This window comes from Nocardia sp. NPDC059228 (genome assembly GCF_042754245.1).
Taxonomy (GTDB): Bacteria; Actinomycetota; Actinomycetes; order Mycobacteriales; family Mycobacteriaceae; genus Nocardia.
On record NZ_JBHZAL010000018.1, the window covers coordinates 108,858 to 125,930 of the forward strand.

Here is a 17,073-nt window from a genome sequence, read left to right on the forward strand (position 1 = left end):
CTCCTATGCTGTCGATCCGGGCCGCGGCGGTTCGCCGGTCTGCCCGCGCTGATGGCCGGACCGGAATCCGGCGAGCATGCTGCGTATCTCGTCGGGGGAGCGGTCCGCGACCGGCGGGGCGGCCGGCCGTGCGGCCGCCGGTTGGGCGCCGCCCGGTGTGACGCCCGGATTCTCGCGAGTCTTCCGGTTCCGCTTGACGAGACCGTTTCGCGTACGTTGCACCTCCGGGACAGCTCCCGAAACCTCGGTCGCCGGTCCCGGTGAGCTCGCCGGAACCGGGCCCGCCGAGGGCCCCGCCGCCGGTGGCTGAATGGCGAACGAACCCGTGGCCGGCCCGCCGAAGAGACGCTCGGCGGCGGTGGCGTGCGGTGGGGCCGCCGGGGTGTGCGGCGGAGCGGTCACGGTAGGGGTGGGCAGCGGAACGAGTTTGATCGAGTTCGGGCTCGCGGGTGCGCCATTGGTGATGTCGTCGTGCACGGGTGTCGTACGCTGCGGGCGTTCCGTGTCGCCGGAGCCGGGGGTGTGTCCCGAGCTGTGGCGGCCCGGTTTCGGGTCCGGCATGGTGTCGGCGACCGTCGGAGGCTGCGCGCCCGCAGCGTGTTTCGAATCCTCGGGCGGGGCGGGAAGTTCCGCGCCGGGGTCGCCGAGCAGGTCGCCCGGCAGCTGCAGCCGGGCCACCACGCCACTGGTGGGGGACACGGTGAGCTCGACTTCGATGCCCAGGCGCTGGGCCAGCCGGCCGACCACGTAGTGGCCCAGGAAGCGGGTGGGCGCGACGAGGAAGTCGGCTTCGCCGCGCAGGCGGGCATTGGCGGTACTGAGCTGTTCGGGCGGCATGCCGACGCCGTGGTCGACGATGGCGAGCATGTAGCGCGAGCCGAGCCGGCGGCCGTAGATCTCCACCTCCAGATCGGGCGGGGAGAAGGACAACCCGTTCTCGATGAGTTCGGCCAGCATGTGCGCGACCTCGCTGACATGCGCGCCCGCGATGGAGGCCTCGTCCACCCGGCGCAGCACCACCCGCCGGTAGTCGTCGACCTCGGACAGGCCGGCGCGGATGACGTCGGTCAGCGGAATGGGTTTCGACCACCGGCGCGGGCTGGACTCGCCGACCAGCACCAGCAGGCTCTCGGCATTGCGCCGCATGCGGGTGGCCAGGTGGTCGAGCTCGAAGAGGTTGGCCAGCGTGCTGGGGTCGAGCTCCTCCCGCTCGAACTCGCTGATCAGCCCGAGCTGGCGGCGCACCAGGTTCTGATTGCGCCGCGCCAGGTTGGCCATGGATTCGGTGCTGTTGCGGCGCAGCCGCGCCTGCGCGGAGGCGAGTTCGTAGGCGGTGGTCTGCACCCGGTCCAAAGCCCGTGCCACGGACACGATCTCGGTGCCGGCGCTCTCGTCGGCGCGCACCGGTTCGGGCGGGTCCGGGTCCGCGCCCTCGGAGGTCTGCCAGGCTTCGATGAGCTGCGGCAGTCGTTTACCGGCCACCCGGTCGGCCTCCTCGGCCAGCTCGGCCAGCGGCCGCACGATCGCCCGCACGGTGGCGACCACCAGCGCCACCTCGGCGGCGATGGCCAGCAGGGCGGCCAGCACGTAGAGGGACAGGCGCAGGGCGGCGTCGCGGCGCAGTTCGCTTGCCCGGGAGGTGATCTCGCCGCCGATATTGCGCTGGACGGTGCGTTCGCCGTCGATGATGGAACTCATCTGGCGCCACCAGTCGGCGGGGTTGACCGATTCAGTGATCGGACCGCGGTCGGAGGCGAGGGCGATGGTCTCCGCGTCGCCCGCCCGCGCCGACTCGTCGGTTCGCATCGCGGTGTAGAGCTGCGAACGTTGCGCGGGTGTGGCATCGCGTTCGAAGGCAGTCACCGCGGCCTGTTTGGCGGCTCGGATATCGAGGAACTTCACGTACTCGCCCGGTGCGAACGCGCCCGCGGCGAAGACACCGTTGAGGAAGCCGCGTTCCTGACCGGTGAACTCCTTGACGTCGCCGAGCGCGTAGAGGCTCTGCAGCCCCCGCCACAGCCGGCTGTCGAGAGCGTGATCGAGGCCGGGCCGCGCCTGGTTCAGCGTGCCGATCGCGTTGGTATAGAAGGTGAACGAGGCCGACCGGTCGGCGCGACCGGCGTCCACATCGGCGCGCGTGGCGGTTACTCCGGAGAACTGCTGGAGCGCGGTGCGCACCAGATCGGCGCCCGGTGGCTGCTGGTTCAGCGTGGAGTTGAGCTCCTGCAATGCGCTGTCGGTGGCCAGGCGCTGATTGCCGAGCGCCGTGCGGGACGCGGTGTCGCCGCCGAGCAGTCCATTGGTGAGACCGCGCTCGCGCTGCACCTCGTGGACCAGGTCCTGGACCGCCAGCGCGAGATGGACCGACTGAGCCGTGTTCCCGGTGTCGCGGTAGTCGTTCATCTCGCGGGTGATGACGATCGTCAGCAGCGCCAGCACCAGCGCCACCGACACGATCAGAATGCGCCGCAGGCGAGCCCGGATAGTGCGTGGCCGGATCAATTCCATTGGCGGCGTGAGCTTTACGTTACCCGATGGCAACAGTTTCGCCGAACGCACTCTCACTCGGTCTCCCGTAAATCAGCTTCGTGCCGACCCGGGCCGGGCACATGGAGAATAGTCAGCAACGTCGCACACCCGACTCCCGGCCGCAATTCGAAACAAGTCGATGTGGTGTGCGGAACTCGCTGTCGCGCGCGCTATTACAAATCTGGTCACAATGTGTGAGAAGCAGATGTGATCTTCGCGTCGCCGGGGAAACATTGGGGTGAACAACGGCTCACCGCTGTTCCGGCGGCGGTCGGAAGGAGGCCGCCGCGCTCGAGAGGAGTGACGGACATGCAGCCCAGTCCCGCTTATCCGGTGCGTGTGCGGGGAGACCTCGACCCGGGGTTGTCCCGCTGGATGTGGATAGTCAAGTGGATACTCGCCATTCCACACTATGTAGTGCTGATCTTCCTGGGCATCGCGTATCTCGTGGTGAGCATCATCGCTTTCTTCGCGATCCTCATCACCGGCTCGTATCCGAGAGGGCTCTTCGATTTCAATGTCGGCGTGCTGCGTTGGAGCTGGCGAGTGCGTTTCTACGCGCTCTCGCAACTGGGAACCGACCGCTACCCGCCGTTCAGCCTGCAACCCGATCCGGACTACCCGGCTGATCTGGAAGTCGACTATCCCGAGCAACTGAATCGCTGGATGGTCTTGATCAAGTGGTGGCTGCTGGCGATTCCGCAGTATCTGATCGTCGCCGCGTTCATGGGCGGCGGCCGCAATCAGCTGTCGCTGCTGCCGATCCTGTTGATCGTCGCCGTCATCGGCCTGCTGTTCACCGGCGCGTATCCGCGGGGTCTGTACGACTTCGCCATGGGCGTCAACCGCTGGACGTTGCGGGTGCGCGCCTACGCGTCCCTGATGACCGACGCCTACCCACCGTTCCGGCTCGATCAGGGCGCGAGGGAGCCCGACGCCGCGGCCTCGTAGAGGCGCCGCACCACGTCCTCGATATCGGGTTCCTCGATGGACAGGTCGCGGACCTCGGCGCGTGCCGAAACGGCCGTGAGCAGCTGTGCGGCAGTGGTGATCTCGGTGTCGAAGGCCAGCCGCTGCCGCATGCCCGCGCCCTGGCTGTCGAGCAGTTTGGCGCCGGGCAGGTCGGCCAGGTCGGGGGTGGGCTCGGCGAGATCGACGGTGAGCACCCGTTGCGCACCGACCGTCGCGCCGAGGCCGGTCAGCGAGCCGTCGTAGACCAGCCGGCCGTGGTCCACCACCAGCACCCGCTCGCAGAGCCGCTCGATATCGCCCATGTCGTGGGTGGTGAGCAGCAGGGTGGTGCCGCGCTGGGTACGCTCGCAGCGCAGGAATTCGCGTAGCCGCTGCTTGGACAGCACATCCAGGCCGATGGTCGGTTCGTCGAGAATGACCAGTTCGGGCGAATGCAGCAGGGCCGCCGCGACTTCCGCGCGCATGCGCTGGCCCAGCGACAGCTGCCGGACGGGGGTGTCGAGGGTGTCGCCCATCTCCAGCTGCTCGACGAGCTCGGCGGTGCGGGTGCGCGCCGCCGCCGGGGTGAGCCGGTGGATGGCGGCCAGGATCGAGAACGATTCGCGCAGTGGCAGATCCCACCACAGCTGCGAGCGCTGCCCGAACACCACGCCGATTCGCCCGGCCAGCTCGCGGCGCTGCCGCACCGGGTCCAGCCCGCAGGTGCGCAGCCGCCCGGCCGAGGGCACCAGGATGCCGGTGATCATCTTGATGGTGGTGGACTTGCCCGCCCCGTTCGCACCGATGTAGCCGACCGCCGCGCCCGGCTCGACCCGGAAGCTCATATCGTCCACCGCGATGAGCACCTCGCGCCGGCGCCGCCAGCGGCCCTCCTTCTTGCTCAGCACGAAAGTCCTTATCAGGCCCTCGATATCGATGATGGCACCGTTCACCCGCCGCCTCCTTGATAGTGCCTGGTCCCGAGTCGCCACAGGAACAGCGCGGCCGCCCACACCCACGCCGCCGCCACCGGCGCCGCCCAGGCCAGCCAGCTCGGCAGCAGGGCGGGCCCGGGCAGCCCGAGCAGCGCGATGGCGGGCAGATACGAGGTGAAGGCGACCGGAACCAGAAATCCGAACACGAGTTTCATCGGTGCCGGGAACACCGAGGTGGGTTGCATGGACGCGTACGACCCGCCGTAGGTGAAGGCATTGGTCAGCTCGGCGCCGTCGATGAGGAAGAACTGCGCCCCGGCCGCGCACACGAAGAGCCCGGCGAAGATGGCGATTCCGGACAGCACCGTGACGGTGAACAGCACCAGGTGTGCCGCGGTCCACTGGATGTCGTTGCGTGCCAGGCCGAATGACAGCACGGTGGCGGCCACCGCGATGCGCGCCACCCGGCGCAGCTGGATATCGCTGGTCATGAGCTGCAGCAGCAGGGGTTGTGGCCGCAGGTAGAAGGCGTCCAGCTTGCCCATCCGGACGTAGGTGGGGAGCGTGTCGGCGTGCCCGACGACCATGTCGGCGATGGCGAAACAGGTGTTGCTCATGCCGAACAGCAGCAGCATGGCGTTCAGGTCCAGCCCGCCCAGCCGGGGCACGTTGTGGAAGATCACCCACATTTCGGCGAACTCCACCAACCCGATCAGGAAGGCGCTCACCACATCCGCGGCGAAGGACAGCGGATAGGCGCGTTGCGCGCGCACCCGTGAGCCCAGCACCGCGCGGTAGGGCGTCAGCCGGGAGGGACGTGCCTCACCCACCCTGCACCTCCAGTTTGCGGCGCCCCGCCCGCAGTAGCAGCTGCCCGGCGCCCACCAGAACGACCAACCAGAAGCATTGCACGACAATGATTTCCACCGCATCCCTGCCCGCTGTGCGACCGGACAGCACATCGATGGGCCACTGCAGCATGGACGGGAAGGGCGTGGCGTAGGCAATGTCGCGCAACCAGTCGGGAAACAGGTGCACCGGCGCGAACAGCCCGGCCAGGAAGGTGCCCAGGATCATGTGCAGGGCGCGCAGCCCGCGGGTCTCGATGAGCCAGAACCCGGCCAGGCTGACCGCGAACATGGACAGGAACGACAGCGTCATCGCCAGCAGCAGGCTGAGGGCGCCCAGCGCGTACGGTCCCGGCGTGCCCGGGAACGCGAGCCCGAAGGTGAGCACGCCGACGAGAATGCTGGGTATGCCGCGCGGTAGCAGAGAGAACGCCGCCCGCCCCAGATATTCGGCCAGGTGCGCGAATTGGATGTCGATCGGCCGCAGGAAGTCGATGGCGACGTCCCCGGTGCGGATGCGCTCCACGATGTCGGGCAGCGTCCAGAAGGCGATGGCGCCCAGCAGTCCCTGCGACAGCCAGATGTAGGCGCCGATGGTCCCGCGGTCGTAGCCGCCGAATCCGCTGTTCACGCGCACGGCCGTCATGAGCACGGCCGCCCGCACGAAGCCGAACACGAGATTGGTGAGCAGGCCCGCCAGCATGGCGAGCCGGTAGTGCGATTGCCTGCGAAACCCTGCCTTGACCAGCTGCCAGTAGACCCCCACGTCGCTGCGCACAAGAGGTTGACACTACGGGTGCGGTCGTTGTCCTGCAATGGAGTTGCGTGGCCCCCTCGCGTGGGACCGAGTTATGCTCGATGCCGGTTTGTTGCGGTGTGCGTCACGCGCGGAGCATTCACGTCCGATTCGCCGGAAAGCGGGTGCACGGCTCGGTTCCTGTGATAGAAACATCAGCGTTTCACTTAGTTGCGACGCTAGGACCGACGATGACCATGGCCGACACGAACGTTTTCGAGGCGCTCGAATCCAATGTGCGTGGTTACTGCCGTTCCTGGCCGACGGTGTTCGACACCGCAAGCGGCGCCTGGCTCACCGACGAGAACGGCAAGGAGTACCTCGACTTCTTCGCCGGCGCGGGCGCGCTCAACTACGGCCACAACAACCCGCTGCTCAAGCAGGCGCTGATCGACTACCTGCTCGGCGACGGCATCACCCACGCCCTGGACATGTCCACCGTCGCCAAGCGCCGGCTGCTCGAGGCCATGCGCGATCTGGTGCTGGTCCCACGCGGGCTGGACTACAAGGTCCAGTTCCCCGGCCCGACCGGAGCCAATGCCGTCGAGGCCGCACTCAAGCTGGCGCGCAAGGTCACCGGCCGCACCACGGTCCTGAACTTCACCAACGCCTTCCACGGCATGACGCTGGGCGCGCTGTCGGTCACCGGCAATGCCGCCAAGCGCGCCGGCGCGGGCGTCCCGCTGGTGCACGCCGCCCCGATGCCCTACGACGGTTATCTGGATGAGCCCGAGGACTTCTCGTGGATGCGCCGCGCCCTCGACGACAGCTCGTCCGGCCTGGACAAGCCCGCCGCGGTCATCGTCGAGACCGTGCAGGGCGAGGGCGGGATCAATGTGGCCCGCGCCGAATGGCTGCGGCAGCTGTCCGAATTGTGCTCGGCCCGTGGCATTCTGCTCATCGTCGACGACGTGCAGATGGGCTGCGGCCGCACCGGCCCGTTCTTCTCCTTCGAGGTCGCGGGCATCACCCCCGATATCGTCGCGCTCTCGAAGTCGATCGGCGGCTACGGCCTGCCCATGGCGCTGGTGCTCATGCGCCGGGACCTGGACCAGTGGTCGCCCGGTGAGCACAACGGCACCTTCCGCGGCAACAACGCAGCCTTCGTCACCGCCGAGGTCGCGCTGCGTCACTACTGGTCCGACGACCGCCTGCAGCTCGCCACCCTGGCCAAGGGCGCGCGCGTGCACGAGCACCTGGCCGCGCTGGCCGAATCCTTCACCGGCATCTCCACCCGCGGCCGCGGCCTGGTGCACGGCCTGGTCTTCGAGGACGCCTCGCAGGCCGAGAAGGTCTGCCAGGTCGCCTTCGAGCACGGCCTGCTGGTCGAAACCTCCGGCGCCAATGACGAAGTCGTGAAGCTGCTCCCACCCCTGACCGTCAGCGATGACGAGATCACCCACGGCCTGGGCATTCTCACCCGCGCCGTGGAGATCGTCCGCGACGGCCACTAGACGTCGGCAACCGCCCACACCGGTGCCGACCCGGTGCCGGGTTCCCAGCTGCGGAGGGAACCCGGCACCACCTATCTCTCTGTCGTGAAATGCTGCTGGTACCAGGCGAGCAGGGCCGCGTCGTTCTTGGGTGGTTGCCGGGATATCGGCCGTCGATCCGGTGACCATCACGAACAGGTGCAGGTCCTCGTACACCGCGACCAGGACGTCGCGGGGCGGGTCCTCGGTCTTGTCGGTGTAGCAGAAGAACCGGCCGATGGGGATGCTCTGTTTTCGCCAGACATCATCGGCGCCACCGCCGCCGCAGGCATGGCCGGGAAACTGACCCAGGTCGGCCTGATACACGGTCTCGGCGGTACCGCTGTTCGGGAATCCGACGCAGGAGACCCCCGGGTCGTCGATCTTGGTATCGCCGTCGAGGATTGCGGTGGCCGGGCCGACGGGCGGGTTGCCGTGCCGGCACTCGGTGTGGATGTACGGGGCGTTGAGGGGGGCAAGCCCAGAATCACGCGGATTACAACCGGTGACCGGGCGCGGCCGGACCGGCAGGGTCGGGGTGTGGCGGACGAATGCCCGCGGCCGCCACCGTCCCCGTCCCCGTTCGCCCGAGGTGCTGTCGTGTCCGCAATTGCCGTGCAGGCCAGGCCCATTATCGGCCGGCCACGCCTGCCGAGCGTCTCCGTGCTGGCCCGCTTCGTCGCGCCGGTGCTGCTGGTGGTGGTCTGGCAGCTCGCCAGCTCGACCGGTGTGCTGCCCGAGCGGCTGCTCGCCTCCCCGGTGACCGTCGTGCGGACGGCCGTCGACCTGATCGAGGACGGCACGCTCACCAAGGCCGTGTCGGTGTCGCTGCAGCGCGCCGCGCTGGGCTTCGTCATCGGCGCGGTGGCCGGCATCGGGCTGGCCCTGGCGGCCGGGCTGAGCCGGGCCGGGGAGTACCTGGTCGACCCGCTGATGCAGATGCTGCGGACGCTGCCGTTCTACGGCCTGATCCCGCTGTTCATCCTGTGGTTCGGGATCGGGGAGCTGCCCAAGATCGTGCTGGTCGCCTTCGGGGTGGCGATTCCCTTGTACCTCAACACCTTCGCTGGTATCCGCGGCGTGGACGGCAAGCTGGCCGAGCTGGCCCGGGTGCAGCGGCTGAGCAGGGCGGGCCTGATCCGGCACATCGTGCTGCCGGGCGCGCTGCCGCAGACACTGGTCGGGCTGCGTCAGTCGCTGGGCGTGGCCTGGCTGGCGCTCATCGTCGCCGAGCAGGTCAATGCCGACGCGGGTCTGGGCTTCATGATCAACGACGCCCGCGAGTTCCTGCGCACCGACGTGATCGTGGTCGGCCTGCTCGTCTACAGCGTGCTCGGGCTGCTCACCGACGCGCTCGTTCGTTCCATCGAGAGGAGAGCGCTGTCATGGCGACGCGGCTTCCTGGCACCCTGACCGATTCGGTGATCGCGGCGACACTGGCCGAACTGGAGGAGACTGCGGCGGGCCCGGCCGCGGCCGATTCCCCGGTGGTGCGAATTCGGGGTCTGGTCAAGGACTTCGGCGCACGCCGGGTCCTGCACGGACTGGATCTCGACATCCGACCCGGTGAGTTCGTGGCCCTGCTCGGGCGCAGCGGCTCCGGCAAATCCACCCTGCTGCGGGCGCTGGCGGGCCTGGACGACGAGACCGGCGGCGAGCTCACCGTGTCCGGCGAGGTCGCGGTCGCCTTCCAGGAACCGCGTCTGGTGCCGTGGAAACGCGTGCGCGACAACGTGACTCTCGGCCTTCGCCACGAAAATCCCAGGGCCGCCGCCACAGCCGCGCTGGCCGAGGTGGGCCTGGCGGCGCGCGGCGCGGCCTGGCCGCTGACCCTCTCCGGCGGTGAGGCGCAGCGCGCCTCACTGGCCCGCGCCCTGGTCCGGGAGCCGGATCTGCTGCTGCTCGACGAACCCTTCAGCGCCCTGGATGCCCTGACCCGCATCACGATTCACGGCCTGGTGCTGGACCTGTGGGCGCGGCATCGGCCCGGCGTGCTGCTGGTCACCCACGACGTGGACGAGGCGGTGCTGCTGGCCGATCGTGCCCTGGTGCTCGACGGCGGTCGCATCGCCCGCGAGATCCCCATCGACCTGCCGCGCCCGCGCCGGCGCGACCATCCCGAATTCCTGGCCCTGCGTACGGCATTGCTCGCCGAGCTGGGTGTCACCCCGGAAGGAACCACCGAATGAGATCCAAGCGCCTGTTCGCCGCCTTGGCGGTCGCCACGGCCCTCGTCAGCGCGGCGTGCTCGTCCGGCAATGACGACACCAAGGGCGTGAACGCGGACGGATCGGTGGACCTGTCACAGGTGACCCTGCACATCGGCGATCAGAAAGGTCTTGCGCTGCAAGCCCTGCTGGAGGTCTCCGGTGAGGGCAAGGGGCTCCCGTACAAGGTCGAATGGTCCACCTTCACCGCCGGACCGCCCCTGCTCGAGGCCATCAATGCCGGATCCATCGACTTCGGCGGCGTCGGCGACGCCCCGCCGGTGTTCGCGGCGGCGGCCAAATCCCAGATCAAGATCATCGGGTCCTACGACTCCGGGGCGGCCGGGAACGGTCTGGTGGTGCCCAAGGACTCGTCGATCAAGGATCCGAAGGACCTGCGCGGCAAGAAGATCGCGGTCACCAAGGGCAGCTCCGCGCACTACCACCTGCTGTCGGTACTGACCAAGGCCGGGCTCACCTTCTCCGATATCGAGCCGCAGTACCTGCAACCCGCCGACGCGCTCGCCGCGCTGTCCACCGGGCGGGTGGACGCCTGGACGGTCTGGGACCCGTATGTGGCCCAGGCCGAACTGAGCGGCAATCGGGTGCTGGTGGACGGCACCGGCTACGTGAAGCCGGACAGCTTCTTCGTCACGGGTTCGAAGACGTTGCAGAACAAGGCGAACGCGGCCGCGGTCCGGGACCTGCTGGCGCGCATCCAGCGTGCGCACGGGTGGATCACCGGCCACCGCGAGGACTGGGCCAAACAGTCGGCCGCCATCACCGGGGTGCCCTACGACGTCACGCTCCTGGCCGTGAACCGCGCCAACTACCAGGATCACCCGCTCGATGACGCGACGATCGCCGCGGAACAGCAAGTGGCCGACGGTTTCTCCGACGCCAAGCTGATTCCGGGCAAGGTCCGGATCGCCGATTTCATCGACACCCGCTACAACGACCGATTCACCTCCTAGGAGTCCGCGCATGAGCTTGTCGTTCCACTGGTTCCTGCCCACCTCCGGCGACTCCCGCGGCCTGGTGGCCGGCGGGCACGGCACCCCGATGTCGGGTGACCGCCCGGCCTCGCTGCACTACCTGAACCAGATCGCCGCAGCCGCCGAGACCAACGGCTTCGAGGCCGTGCTCACCCCCACCGGCTCCTGGTGCGAGGACGCCTGGCTCACCACCGCCATGCTGGTCGAGACCACCGAGACGCTGAAATTCCTGGTGGCCCTGCGCCCGGGCCTGATGAGCCCCACCCTCGCCGCGCAGATGGCGGGCACCTTCCAGCGGCATTCCGCGGGACGGCTCTACCTCAATGTGGTGACCGGCGGCGAACCGCTCGAGCAGGCGGCCTACGGCGACTTCGCCGACAAGGAGGCCCGGTACGCCCGGACGGGAGAGTTCCTGGATGTGGTGCGGTCGCTGTGGAACTCGCACGAGCCGGTCACGTTCCGCGGCGAGCACATTCACGTCGAGAACGCGCTGTTGAGCAATCGGCCCGATCCGGTGCCGCCGGTGTTCTTCGGCGGCTCCTCGGCCCCGGCGGGACCCGTCGCGGCCCGGTACGCCGACACCTATCTCACCTGGGGTGAACCGGTGCTGGCGGTCAGTCGCAAGCTCGACTGGATCCGCGGATTGGCCGTGGACCACGGCCGCAAGCTGGACTACGGCCTGCGCATCCACGTCATCACCCGCGACACCTCCGAGGAGGCGTGGGCGGTGGCCGACAAGCTACTGGCCGGGATCGACCCGGCCGATATCGAGCGCGTCCAGAACGCCCTGGCCAAGAGCGAATCCGAGGGGCAGCGCCGGATGTCGGAGCTGCACAACGGCAGTACCGACCGGCTCGAGATCGCCCCGAACCTGTGGGCGGGCGTGGGCCTGGTGCGCGGTGGCGCGGGCACCGCGCTGGTCGGCTCGCACGCGGAGGTGGCCGAACGCCTCATCGAATACTCGAAGGCCGGCATCTCCCACTTCGTGCTCTCCGGCTACCCGCACCTGGAGGAGGCCTACTGGTTCGGCGAGGGCGTGCTGCCGATCCTGGAGCGAAAGGGACTGTGGCAGCACCCGATCCGCCGCCCCTCCCTTCCCGTCTCGACCCCGTTCGCCAGCGCGTCCAGCAGTTAGACCCGAAGCAGCCGGGCCCGGTCGCCGCACCCCGAGGGCGCGGCGGCCGGTGAGTACATGCCGTGAGTAATTCGGCGGAAGCGGCAGCGGGACAGGTCTTCCTACGCTTCGGGCAGCACCCACCGCGGGTGACTCCGAGAGGAGGAGACCATGTCCTATATCCACATCAGCCACACGCCCGGCGTCGGCTTGCGGCGGTACCGCGAGGTGCACGAGGCGCTCGGGCCCGAGCCCCTGGCGGGCAACCTGCTGCACATCGTCGGCGAACTGGACGGCACCCTGCACATCGTGGACGTCTGGGAATCCGCCGCCGCGGCCGACAGATTCGCCGCCGAACGGCTCTTTCCGGCCTTCGAGCGCACCGGCATCGCACCCGGCCCGGACGCCACCTTCGAGGCCTTCGAGGGCGAGATCACCGACCGGCGCGGGTAGCGGTCGGTGATCCGCATTCCGGGCGGAGGGGCGTGGCGTGCGAGTAACGTGCGGTCCGGAGGTATCCGTGTCGACCGAGTTCATCGGGCGCGAGCGCGAGCTCGCCGACCTGCGCAGGCGATGGGAGCAAGCGGCGCACGGCACGCCGCGGCTGATCATCTGCCGCGGTGAGGCGGGCATCGGCAAGACCCGCCTGGCCAGTGAACTCACGACCTGGGTCCGAACGCGGGGTGGCCGCACGCTCTGGGCACGGGCGCTCGAAGCCCGGGATGCGCCGCCGTTCGGGCTGTGGCGGCAGGTCTTCGACGCATCCGAGCCCGATATCGAGGATCCCGGGACCGGCCGGACGCGGCTCTTCGACGGATTCGCCGACCGGCTCACCGGGGACGAGCCCGTTCTGCTGGTGCTCGACGACATCCACTGGGCCGATGAGCCCTCGCTGCTGGCGCTGCGGCACATCGTGCGCGGCTGGCGCGAGCAGCGAATCCTGGTGTGCGCCAACACCCGTGACAGCTCCGCCGACGCCGAGGCGGGCTGGCGGGCCGTGGCGCCGGAACTGCTGCGGGAGCCGGTGACCGACGTCCTGGACCTGACCGGGCTGTCCCACGGCAGCTCCGGCGCCTGCCTGAGCGCGGCGGCCGAACGTGCCGTGCCCGAACGCATTACCGCCGCGGCCTACCGGATGAGCGGTGGAAACCCCTTCTATCTGCGGGAACTCGGGCGGGGCCTGCGCGGCGCCGCCGGCGACCAGCTGCGCCTGCCCGCCACACTGCGGGAAGTGGTGCGCGGCCGCCTCGCCACCGTGCCACCCCGCGCCCAGGAACTGTTGCGGGCGGCCGCCATCCTCGATGACGCCTTCCCCGTCGCGATCGCCGCGCGGCTGATCGGCCGCCCGGTGCTGGAATGCCTCCCCGCGCTGGACGCCGCCGTCGCCTCCGGCCTGCTCGTCTCGAATCACCGGGCGGGACAGTGCGATTCACGCACGCCCTGGTGCGCGCGGCGCTGCACGACGGACTGCCCCTGCAACAGCGGGTGCTGCTGCATGCGCGCGCCGCCCGCGCCATCGAGGAGCTGTATCCCGATGCCCTCGATCAGCACGCCGCCGCCCTGGCCCGTCACTACGCCGAATCCGCGCTGGCCGGTGACCGCGCGCCCGCCCTGCGGTGGGCCCGCCGCGCGGGCGACAATGCCCTGCGCGACCTGGCCTTCGAGGAAGCCGCCCGGCTGTACACCGTTGCCCTCGACCACACGACCGGCGGCCCGCCCGCCGACCGCGGCCGCCTCCTGCTGACCCGCGCCACCGCCCACTTCCGTGCCGGGAACCTCGAACCCGCCCGCGCCGACTGCCTGGCCGCAGGTGAACTGGCCCGCCGCACCGGCGACGCGAACCTCCTCGCCGAACGCGCCCTCATCCTGGAGCCGGTAGGAAATCATCTGTGGGACAGAGATATTCACGAGTGGTGCATTGAAGCGCTGACGGCGGAAGCGTCGCTTGCAGACGGCGACCAGGCGGACGGGACCACGGTCGAGCAGGGCGGCGGCGATCCGGCACTGGCCGATGGTGTGGGGAGTCTGTTCGGCGCTGTGGATTTCGACGCGCGATCCGCAGTGAACTGCGCTTCCGGAGGGTTGCCCGAATCGCTGCGGGCACGGCTGCTCGCCCGCGCGACCGAGGCTGCGTCGTATCTGGGCCGATGGGACGAGATCGGCGAGACCAGCTCGCGGGCACTGGCATTGGCCGATCGCTGCGGCGATGCCGAGGCGCTGGTGGCGGCGTTGCGGGCGCGGCAGCTGGCCTGCACCGGGCCGGAGGATCTGGCCGAACGGGTGCGGCTGGCGGCGCGGATGATCGACATCGGCATGCGGTCGCGGCGGCCCGGCACCGAGCTGTGGGGCCGGCTCTGGGCCATCGACAATCAGTGGGAGAGCGGCGATCTGACCGCGGTCGAGACGGAGCTGTCGCGGCTGCGGTGGTGTGCGCGGCACACCGGGGGACCCATGGCCACCTGGCACGTGCTGCTCACCGAGGCCGCGCTGGCTCAGGCCAGGGGCAGGTTCGACGATGCGCTGCGGGTGGCGGGGCAGGCGCGGGAACTGGCCGAATCCCTGGGCCATCCGGCCGGATTCGGCGCCTACCGATCGCTGCTCGGCACCATCGGCCACCACCGCGGCTATCCGGACGAGGCGTTCGACATTCCGCCCGCCGCCCAGCGCGGCGAGGTCCGCAACCAGCTGTTCGCCGTGCTGGGTCCCGCGTTCCCCCTGGCGGAGAGCGGACGCCTCGACGACGCGGCGGGGCTGTACCGCGGCCTCGGACCGCCACCGGAGTGGGACATTCCGCCGTTCTTCCGGCTGATCGTCATGACCGTCGGCGGATCCATCGCGCTGGCGCTGGGATACACCACCCATATCGCGTGGTTCGCCGACCAGCTGCGGCCCTACCGCGACCGGCATGTCGTCAGCGGTGCGGGCAATGCGCACTACTTCGGCCCGGTGCCGCTCTGGCTCGGTAAATTCGCCGCCGCACTGGGTGATTCGGCAGCCGCGGAACGCGAGCTGCGGACCGCGCTGGAGATCTGCCGGGACACCGGCGCCCAGGGTTTCGTGGTCGAGGCGAGCACTGATCTGGCCGCGGTGCTGCTGGCGCGCGGGGCGACCGAGGAAGCGCTGGCACTGGCGAAAGCCGAGCTGCCGCAGGCCGAGACGATCGGCATGCCGCCGTGGACGGACCGACTGCGGAGCATTGCCGCCGAGGCGTCCGCGCGGGCGGTGCTGTCCCCACGTGAGCGGGAGGTGGCCCAGCTGGTCGCCGCGGGGCTGAGCAATCGCGAGATCGCCACCGCCCTGGTGCTGTCCGAGCGCACCGCGCAGAACCATGTGCAGCACATCCTCACCAAACTCGGCCTCACCAATCGCGCGCAGATCGTGGCCTGGGTGACTCACGCCGCCCGCGGACCGGGCGCACAGGCTGGACCGTGGCATCGATGAACAGGGCTCGGAGACGCCGGAATTCACCCTGTCGTAGTGCGACCGTCGACCACGTCTGACACAGTCGACAGGTATGAACGGTCGGCGGCGTGTTCTGGGACTGTGCGCGGCGGTACTGAGTCTGGCCCTGGTGGCGGGCTGCGGCGGTGCGGACAACCCGGCCCCCGCCACCTCGACGGCGGTGCCGCTGGTGTCGACCGGCGACCTGCCCAGGGCGCAACCGGGTGAAGTACACCTGTTCGGGATCAACGACCTGCACGGGAATCTGCAACCGCCGGACGGCGCCAACGGCAAAGTGGGGACGTACATCGCCGGGGGAGCGACGTACCTGGCCGCGCATCTGGCGCGGCTGAAGGCGGCCTATCCGGACAGCGCCATCCTGTCGGCCGGGGACAACATCGGGGCCAGCCCGCTCGTCTCCTCGCTGTTCCACGACGAGCCGACCATCGACTTCCTGAACTCGGTGGGAGTCGCGGCCTCGGCGGTCGGCAATCACGAATTCGACCACGGCGTCGCCGAACTGCGCCGACTCCAGGAGGGCGGATGCGCCGCCGACGGCTGCACGCCGGGCCAGCCGTTCACCGGGGCGAAGTTCCCGTACCTCGCCGCCAATGTCACCGACGGCAACGGCCAGCTGCCGCCCGGGCTGAAGGCGTGGACCATGCTCGAACTGGGCGGCCACAAGATCGGCGTCATCGGCGTCGTCACCACCGACACCGAGCACATCGTCACGCCCGAGGGCATTCGCGGCTACCGCTTCGGCGACGAGGCCGACGCCATCGGCAAGTACGTGCCCGAGATGGAATCCGCGGGTGCGGAAACCGTGGTGGCGCTGCTGCACGACGGCGGCGCCCAGCAAACCCACGGCGGCCCGGTCGATTACAACGGCTGCGCCGGCATCTCACGCGACGTTCAAGCACTGGCCCACCGCACCGATGCCGCGGTGTCGGTGCTGCTCACCGCGCACAGCCATCAGGCCTACAACTGCACACTGGACGGCAAGGTGGTCACCCAGGCCGCCTCCTTCGGCCGCCTCGTCACCGACGTCACTCTGCGCTTCCACGACGGCAAGGTCGAGGCGAAGGCCGTCAACCGGGTCGTCACCCGTGATGTCACGCCCGCGCCCGCCGCCGTCCAGCTGGTGGATTACTTTGCCGGACAAGCGAAACCGCTGGCCGATCGAGTGATCGGCCAGGCCACCGCGCCGGTGCCCGCCGAGCCCGCTCCGGCCGGGGATTCCCCGCTCGGCGACATCATCGCCGACGCGATGCTCGACGCCATGACCACCGTGCAGGCCGTGGCGGCCTTCATGAATCCGGGCGGGGTGCGTGCGGGGCTGACCGGCGGCAACATCACCTACGAGCAGGCATACACCGTGCAGCCCTTCGGCAATCAGGTGGTGGCGGTGGCGCTGACCGGACAGCAGATCCTGAATCTGCTGGAGCAGCAATGGGACAATGTCAGCAAGCCCGGCGTGCTGTCGGTCGCGGGCATCACCTACACCTACTCCGACAGCGCGCCCAAGGGGCACAAGGTGGTCGACGGCAGCGTCCGGGTGGCCGGGCAGCCGCTGAATCCCGTGGCGGTCTACCGGGTTTCGACCAACAACTTCCTGGCCGCCGGGGGCGACGGCTTCACCGTGTTCCAGCAGAGCCGCGAAACCCTGGTCGGCCCCATCGATCTCGACGCCCTGGAGACCTACCTGCGCGGCCGCGGGGCGGTCACCCCGCCCGCGAGTCGCATCGAGAAGCACTAGCGCCGGAACTCCTCGACCGGGAGCCGTGG

At 69.6% G+C, this 17,073-nt stretch carries 13 protein-coding genes and 1 pseudogene; 10 read left to right on the forward strand and 4 right to left on the reverse strand.

What is annotated here, in order from left to right; genetic code table 11:
• Positions 1-3 precede the first annotated feature (3 nt).
• The gene (locus ACFXKA_RS25795; protein WP_379429223.1) at positions 4-2,508 is read right to left on the reverse strand and encodes a nitrate- and nitrite sensing domain-containing protein; all 2,505 of its coding nucleotides are present in this window, start codon (positions 2,506-2,508) and stop codon (positions 4-6) included.
• A gap of 330 nt (positions 2,509-2,838) precedes the next feature.
• Here ACFXKA_RS25795 and ACFXKA_RS25800 point away from each other — a divergent pair, with 330 nt between their 5' ends.
• Positions 2,839-3,480, forward strand: a complete 642-nt coding sequence (locus tag ACFXKA_RS25800) for a DUF4389 domain-containing protein (RefSeq protein WP_379429224.1) — start codon at positions 2,839-2,841, stop codon at positions 3,478-3,480.
• Here the strand turns inward: ACFXKA_RS25800 and ACFXKA_RS25805 are convergent.
• From ACFXKA_RS25805 to ACFXKA_RS25815, 3 genes are all read right to left on the reverse strand, one after another.
• Complete coding sequence (locus ACFXKA_RS25805) at positions 3,444-4,325, reverse strand: ATP-binding cassette domain-containing protein (RefSeq protein ID WP_379429254.1); 882 nt, start codon at positions 4,323-4,325, stop codon at positions 3,444-3,446. The genes ACFXKA_RS25800 and ACFXKA_RS25805 overlap by 37 nt on opposite strands.
• Before the next feature lie 104 nt (positions 4,326-4,429).
• Complete coding sequence (locus ACFXKA_RS25810) at positions 4,430-5,245, reverse strand: ABC transporter permease (protein WP_379429225.1); 816 nt, start codon at positions 5,243-5,245, stop codon at positions 4,430-4,432.
• On the reverse strand, positions 5,238-6,041 hold the full coding sequence (locus tag ACFXKA_RS25815) for an ABC-2 family transporter protein (RefSeq protein WP_354834465.1): 804 nt from the start codon (positions 6,039-6,041) through the stop codon (positions 5,238-5,240). Before ACFXKA_RS25815 ends, ACFXKA_RS25810 begins: the two co-directional genes overlap by 8 nt.
• A 209-nt stretch (positions 6,042-6,250) precedes the next feature.
• Here ACFXKA_RS25815 and ectB point away from each other — a divergent pair, with 209 nt between their 5' ends.
• The 9 genes and pseudogenes from ectB (at position 6,251) to ACFXKA_RS25860 (ending at position 17,044) form a co-directional block, all read left to right on the forward strand.
• Positions 6,251-7,513, forward strand: a complete 1,263-nt coding sequence (gene ectB / locus ACFXKA_RS25820) for a diaminobutyrate--2-oxoglutarate transaminase (RefSeq protein ID WP_354834468.1) — start codon at positions 6,251-6,253, stop codon at positions 7,511-7,513.
• Positions 7,514-8,140: 627 nt separating this feature from the next.
• Positions 8,141-8,944, forward strand: coding sequence for an ABC transporter permease (locus ACFXKA_RS25825; RefSeq protein WP_379429255.1), 804 nt, complete (start codon positions 8,141-8,143; stop codon positions 8,942-8,944).
• Positions 8,917-9,720 (forward strand): ABC transporter ATP-binding protein, encoded by an 804-nt coding sequence (locus tag ACFXKA_RS25830; protein WP_354834476.1) that lies wholly within the window; start codon positions 8,917-8,919, stop codon positions 9,718-9,720. Before ACFXKA_RS25825 ends, ACFXKA_RS25830 begins: the two co-directional genes overlap by 28 nt.
• Positions 9,717-10,712: an ABC transporter substrate-binding protein gene (locus ACFXKA_RS25835; RefSeq protein WP_379429226.1), complete on the forward strand. Its 996-nt coding sequence runs from the start codon at positions 9,717-9,719 to the stop codon at positions 10,710-10,712. The genes ACFXKA_RS25830 and ACFXKA_RS25835 overlap by 4 nt, the downstream gene beginning before the upstream one ends.
• Before the next feature lie 10 nt (positions 10,713-10,722).
• Positions 10,723-11,868: an LLM class flavin-dependent oxidoreductase gene (locus ACFXKA_RS25840; protein ID WP_379429227.1), complete on the forward strand. Its 1,146-nt coding sequence runs from the start codon at positions 10,723-10,725 to the stop codon at positions 11,866-11,868.
• A gap of 150 nt (positions 11,869-12,018) precedes the next feature.
• Positions 12,019-12,300, forward strand: coding sequence for a hypothetical protein (locus tag ACFXKA_RS25845; protein WP_354834485.1), 282 nt, complete (start codon positions 12,019-12,021; stop codon positions 12,298-12,300).
• 67 nt (positions 12,301-12,367) lie between these two features.
• Positions 12,368-12,757 (forward strand): annotated as a pseudogene (locus ACFXKA_RS25850) (ATP-binding protein); the annotation flags it as partial.
• A gap of 512 nt (positions 12,758-13,269) precedes the next feature.
• Complete coding sequence (locus ACFXKA_RS25855; RefSeq protein ID WP_379429228.1) at positions 13,270-15,288, forward strand: LuxR C-terminal-related transcriptional regulator; 2,019 nt, start codon at positions 13,270-13,272, stop codon at positions 15,286-15,288.
• Positions 15,289-15,361: 73 nt separating this feature from the next.
• Entirely contained in the window at positions 15,362-17,044 is a 1,683-nt protein-coding gene (locus tag ACFXKA_RS25860; protein WP_379429229.1) for a bifunctional metallophosphatase/5'-nucleotidase, read from the forward strand.
• The last annotated feature ends 29 nt before the right edge of the window (positions 17,045-17,073 follow it).

Excerpts from the sequence above, each read along its gene's own strand:
- ACFXKA_RS25795 (WP_379429223.1), bottom strand. The coding sequence starts at position 2,508 with ATGGAATTGATCCGGCCACGCACTATCCGGGCTCGCCTGCGGCGCATT.
- ACFXKA_RS25800 (WP_379429224.1), top strand. The coding sequence starts at position 2,839 with ATGCAGCCCAGTCCCGCTTATCCGGTGCGTGTGCGGGGAGACCTCGAC.
- ACFXKA_RS25805 (WP_379429254.1), bottom strand. The coding sequence starts at position 4,325 with ATGAGCTTCCGGGTCGAGCCGGGCGCGGCGGTCGGCTACATCGGTGCG.
- ectB (WP_354834468.1), top strand. The coding sequence starts at position 6,251 with ATGACCATGGCCGACACGAACGTTTTCGAGGCGCTCGAATCCAATGTG.
- ACFXKA_RS25830 (WP_354834476.1), top strand. The coding sequence starts at position 8,917 with ATGGCGACGCGGCTTCCTGGCACCCTGACCGATTCGGTGATCGCGGCG.
- ACFXKA_RS25835 (WP_379429226.1), top strand. The coding sequence starts at position 9,717 with ATGAGATCCAAGCGCCTGTTCGCCGCCTTGGCGGTCGCCACGGCCCTC.
- ACFXKA_RS25840 (WP_379429227.1), top strand. The coding sequence starts at position 10,723 with ATGAGCTTGTCGTTCCACTGGTTCCTGCCCACCTCCGGCGACTCCCGC.
- ACFXKA_RS25845 (WP_354834485.1), top strand. The coding sequence starts at position 12,019 with ATGTCCTATATCCACATCAGCCACACGCCCGGCGTCGGCTTGCGGCGG.
- ACFXKA_RS25860 (WP_379429229.1), top strand. The coding sequence starts at position 15,362 with ATGAACGGTCGGCGGCGTGTTCTGGGACTGTGCGCGGCGGTACTGAGT.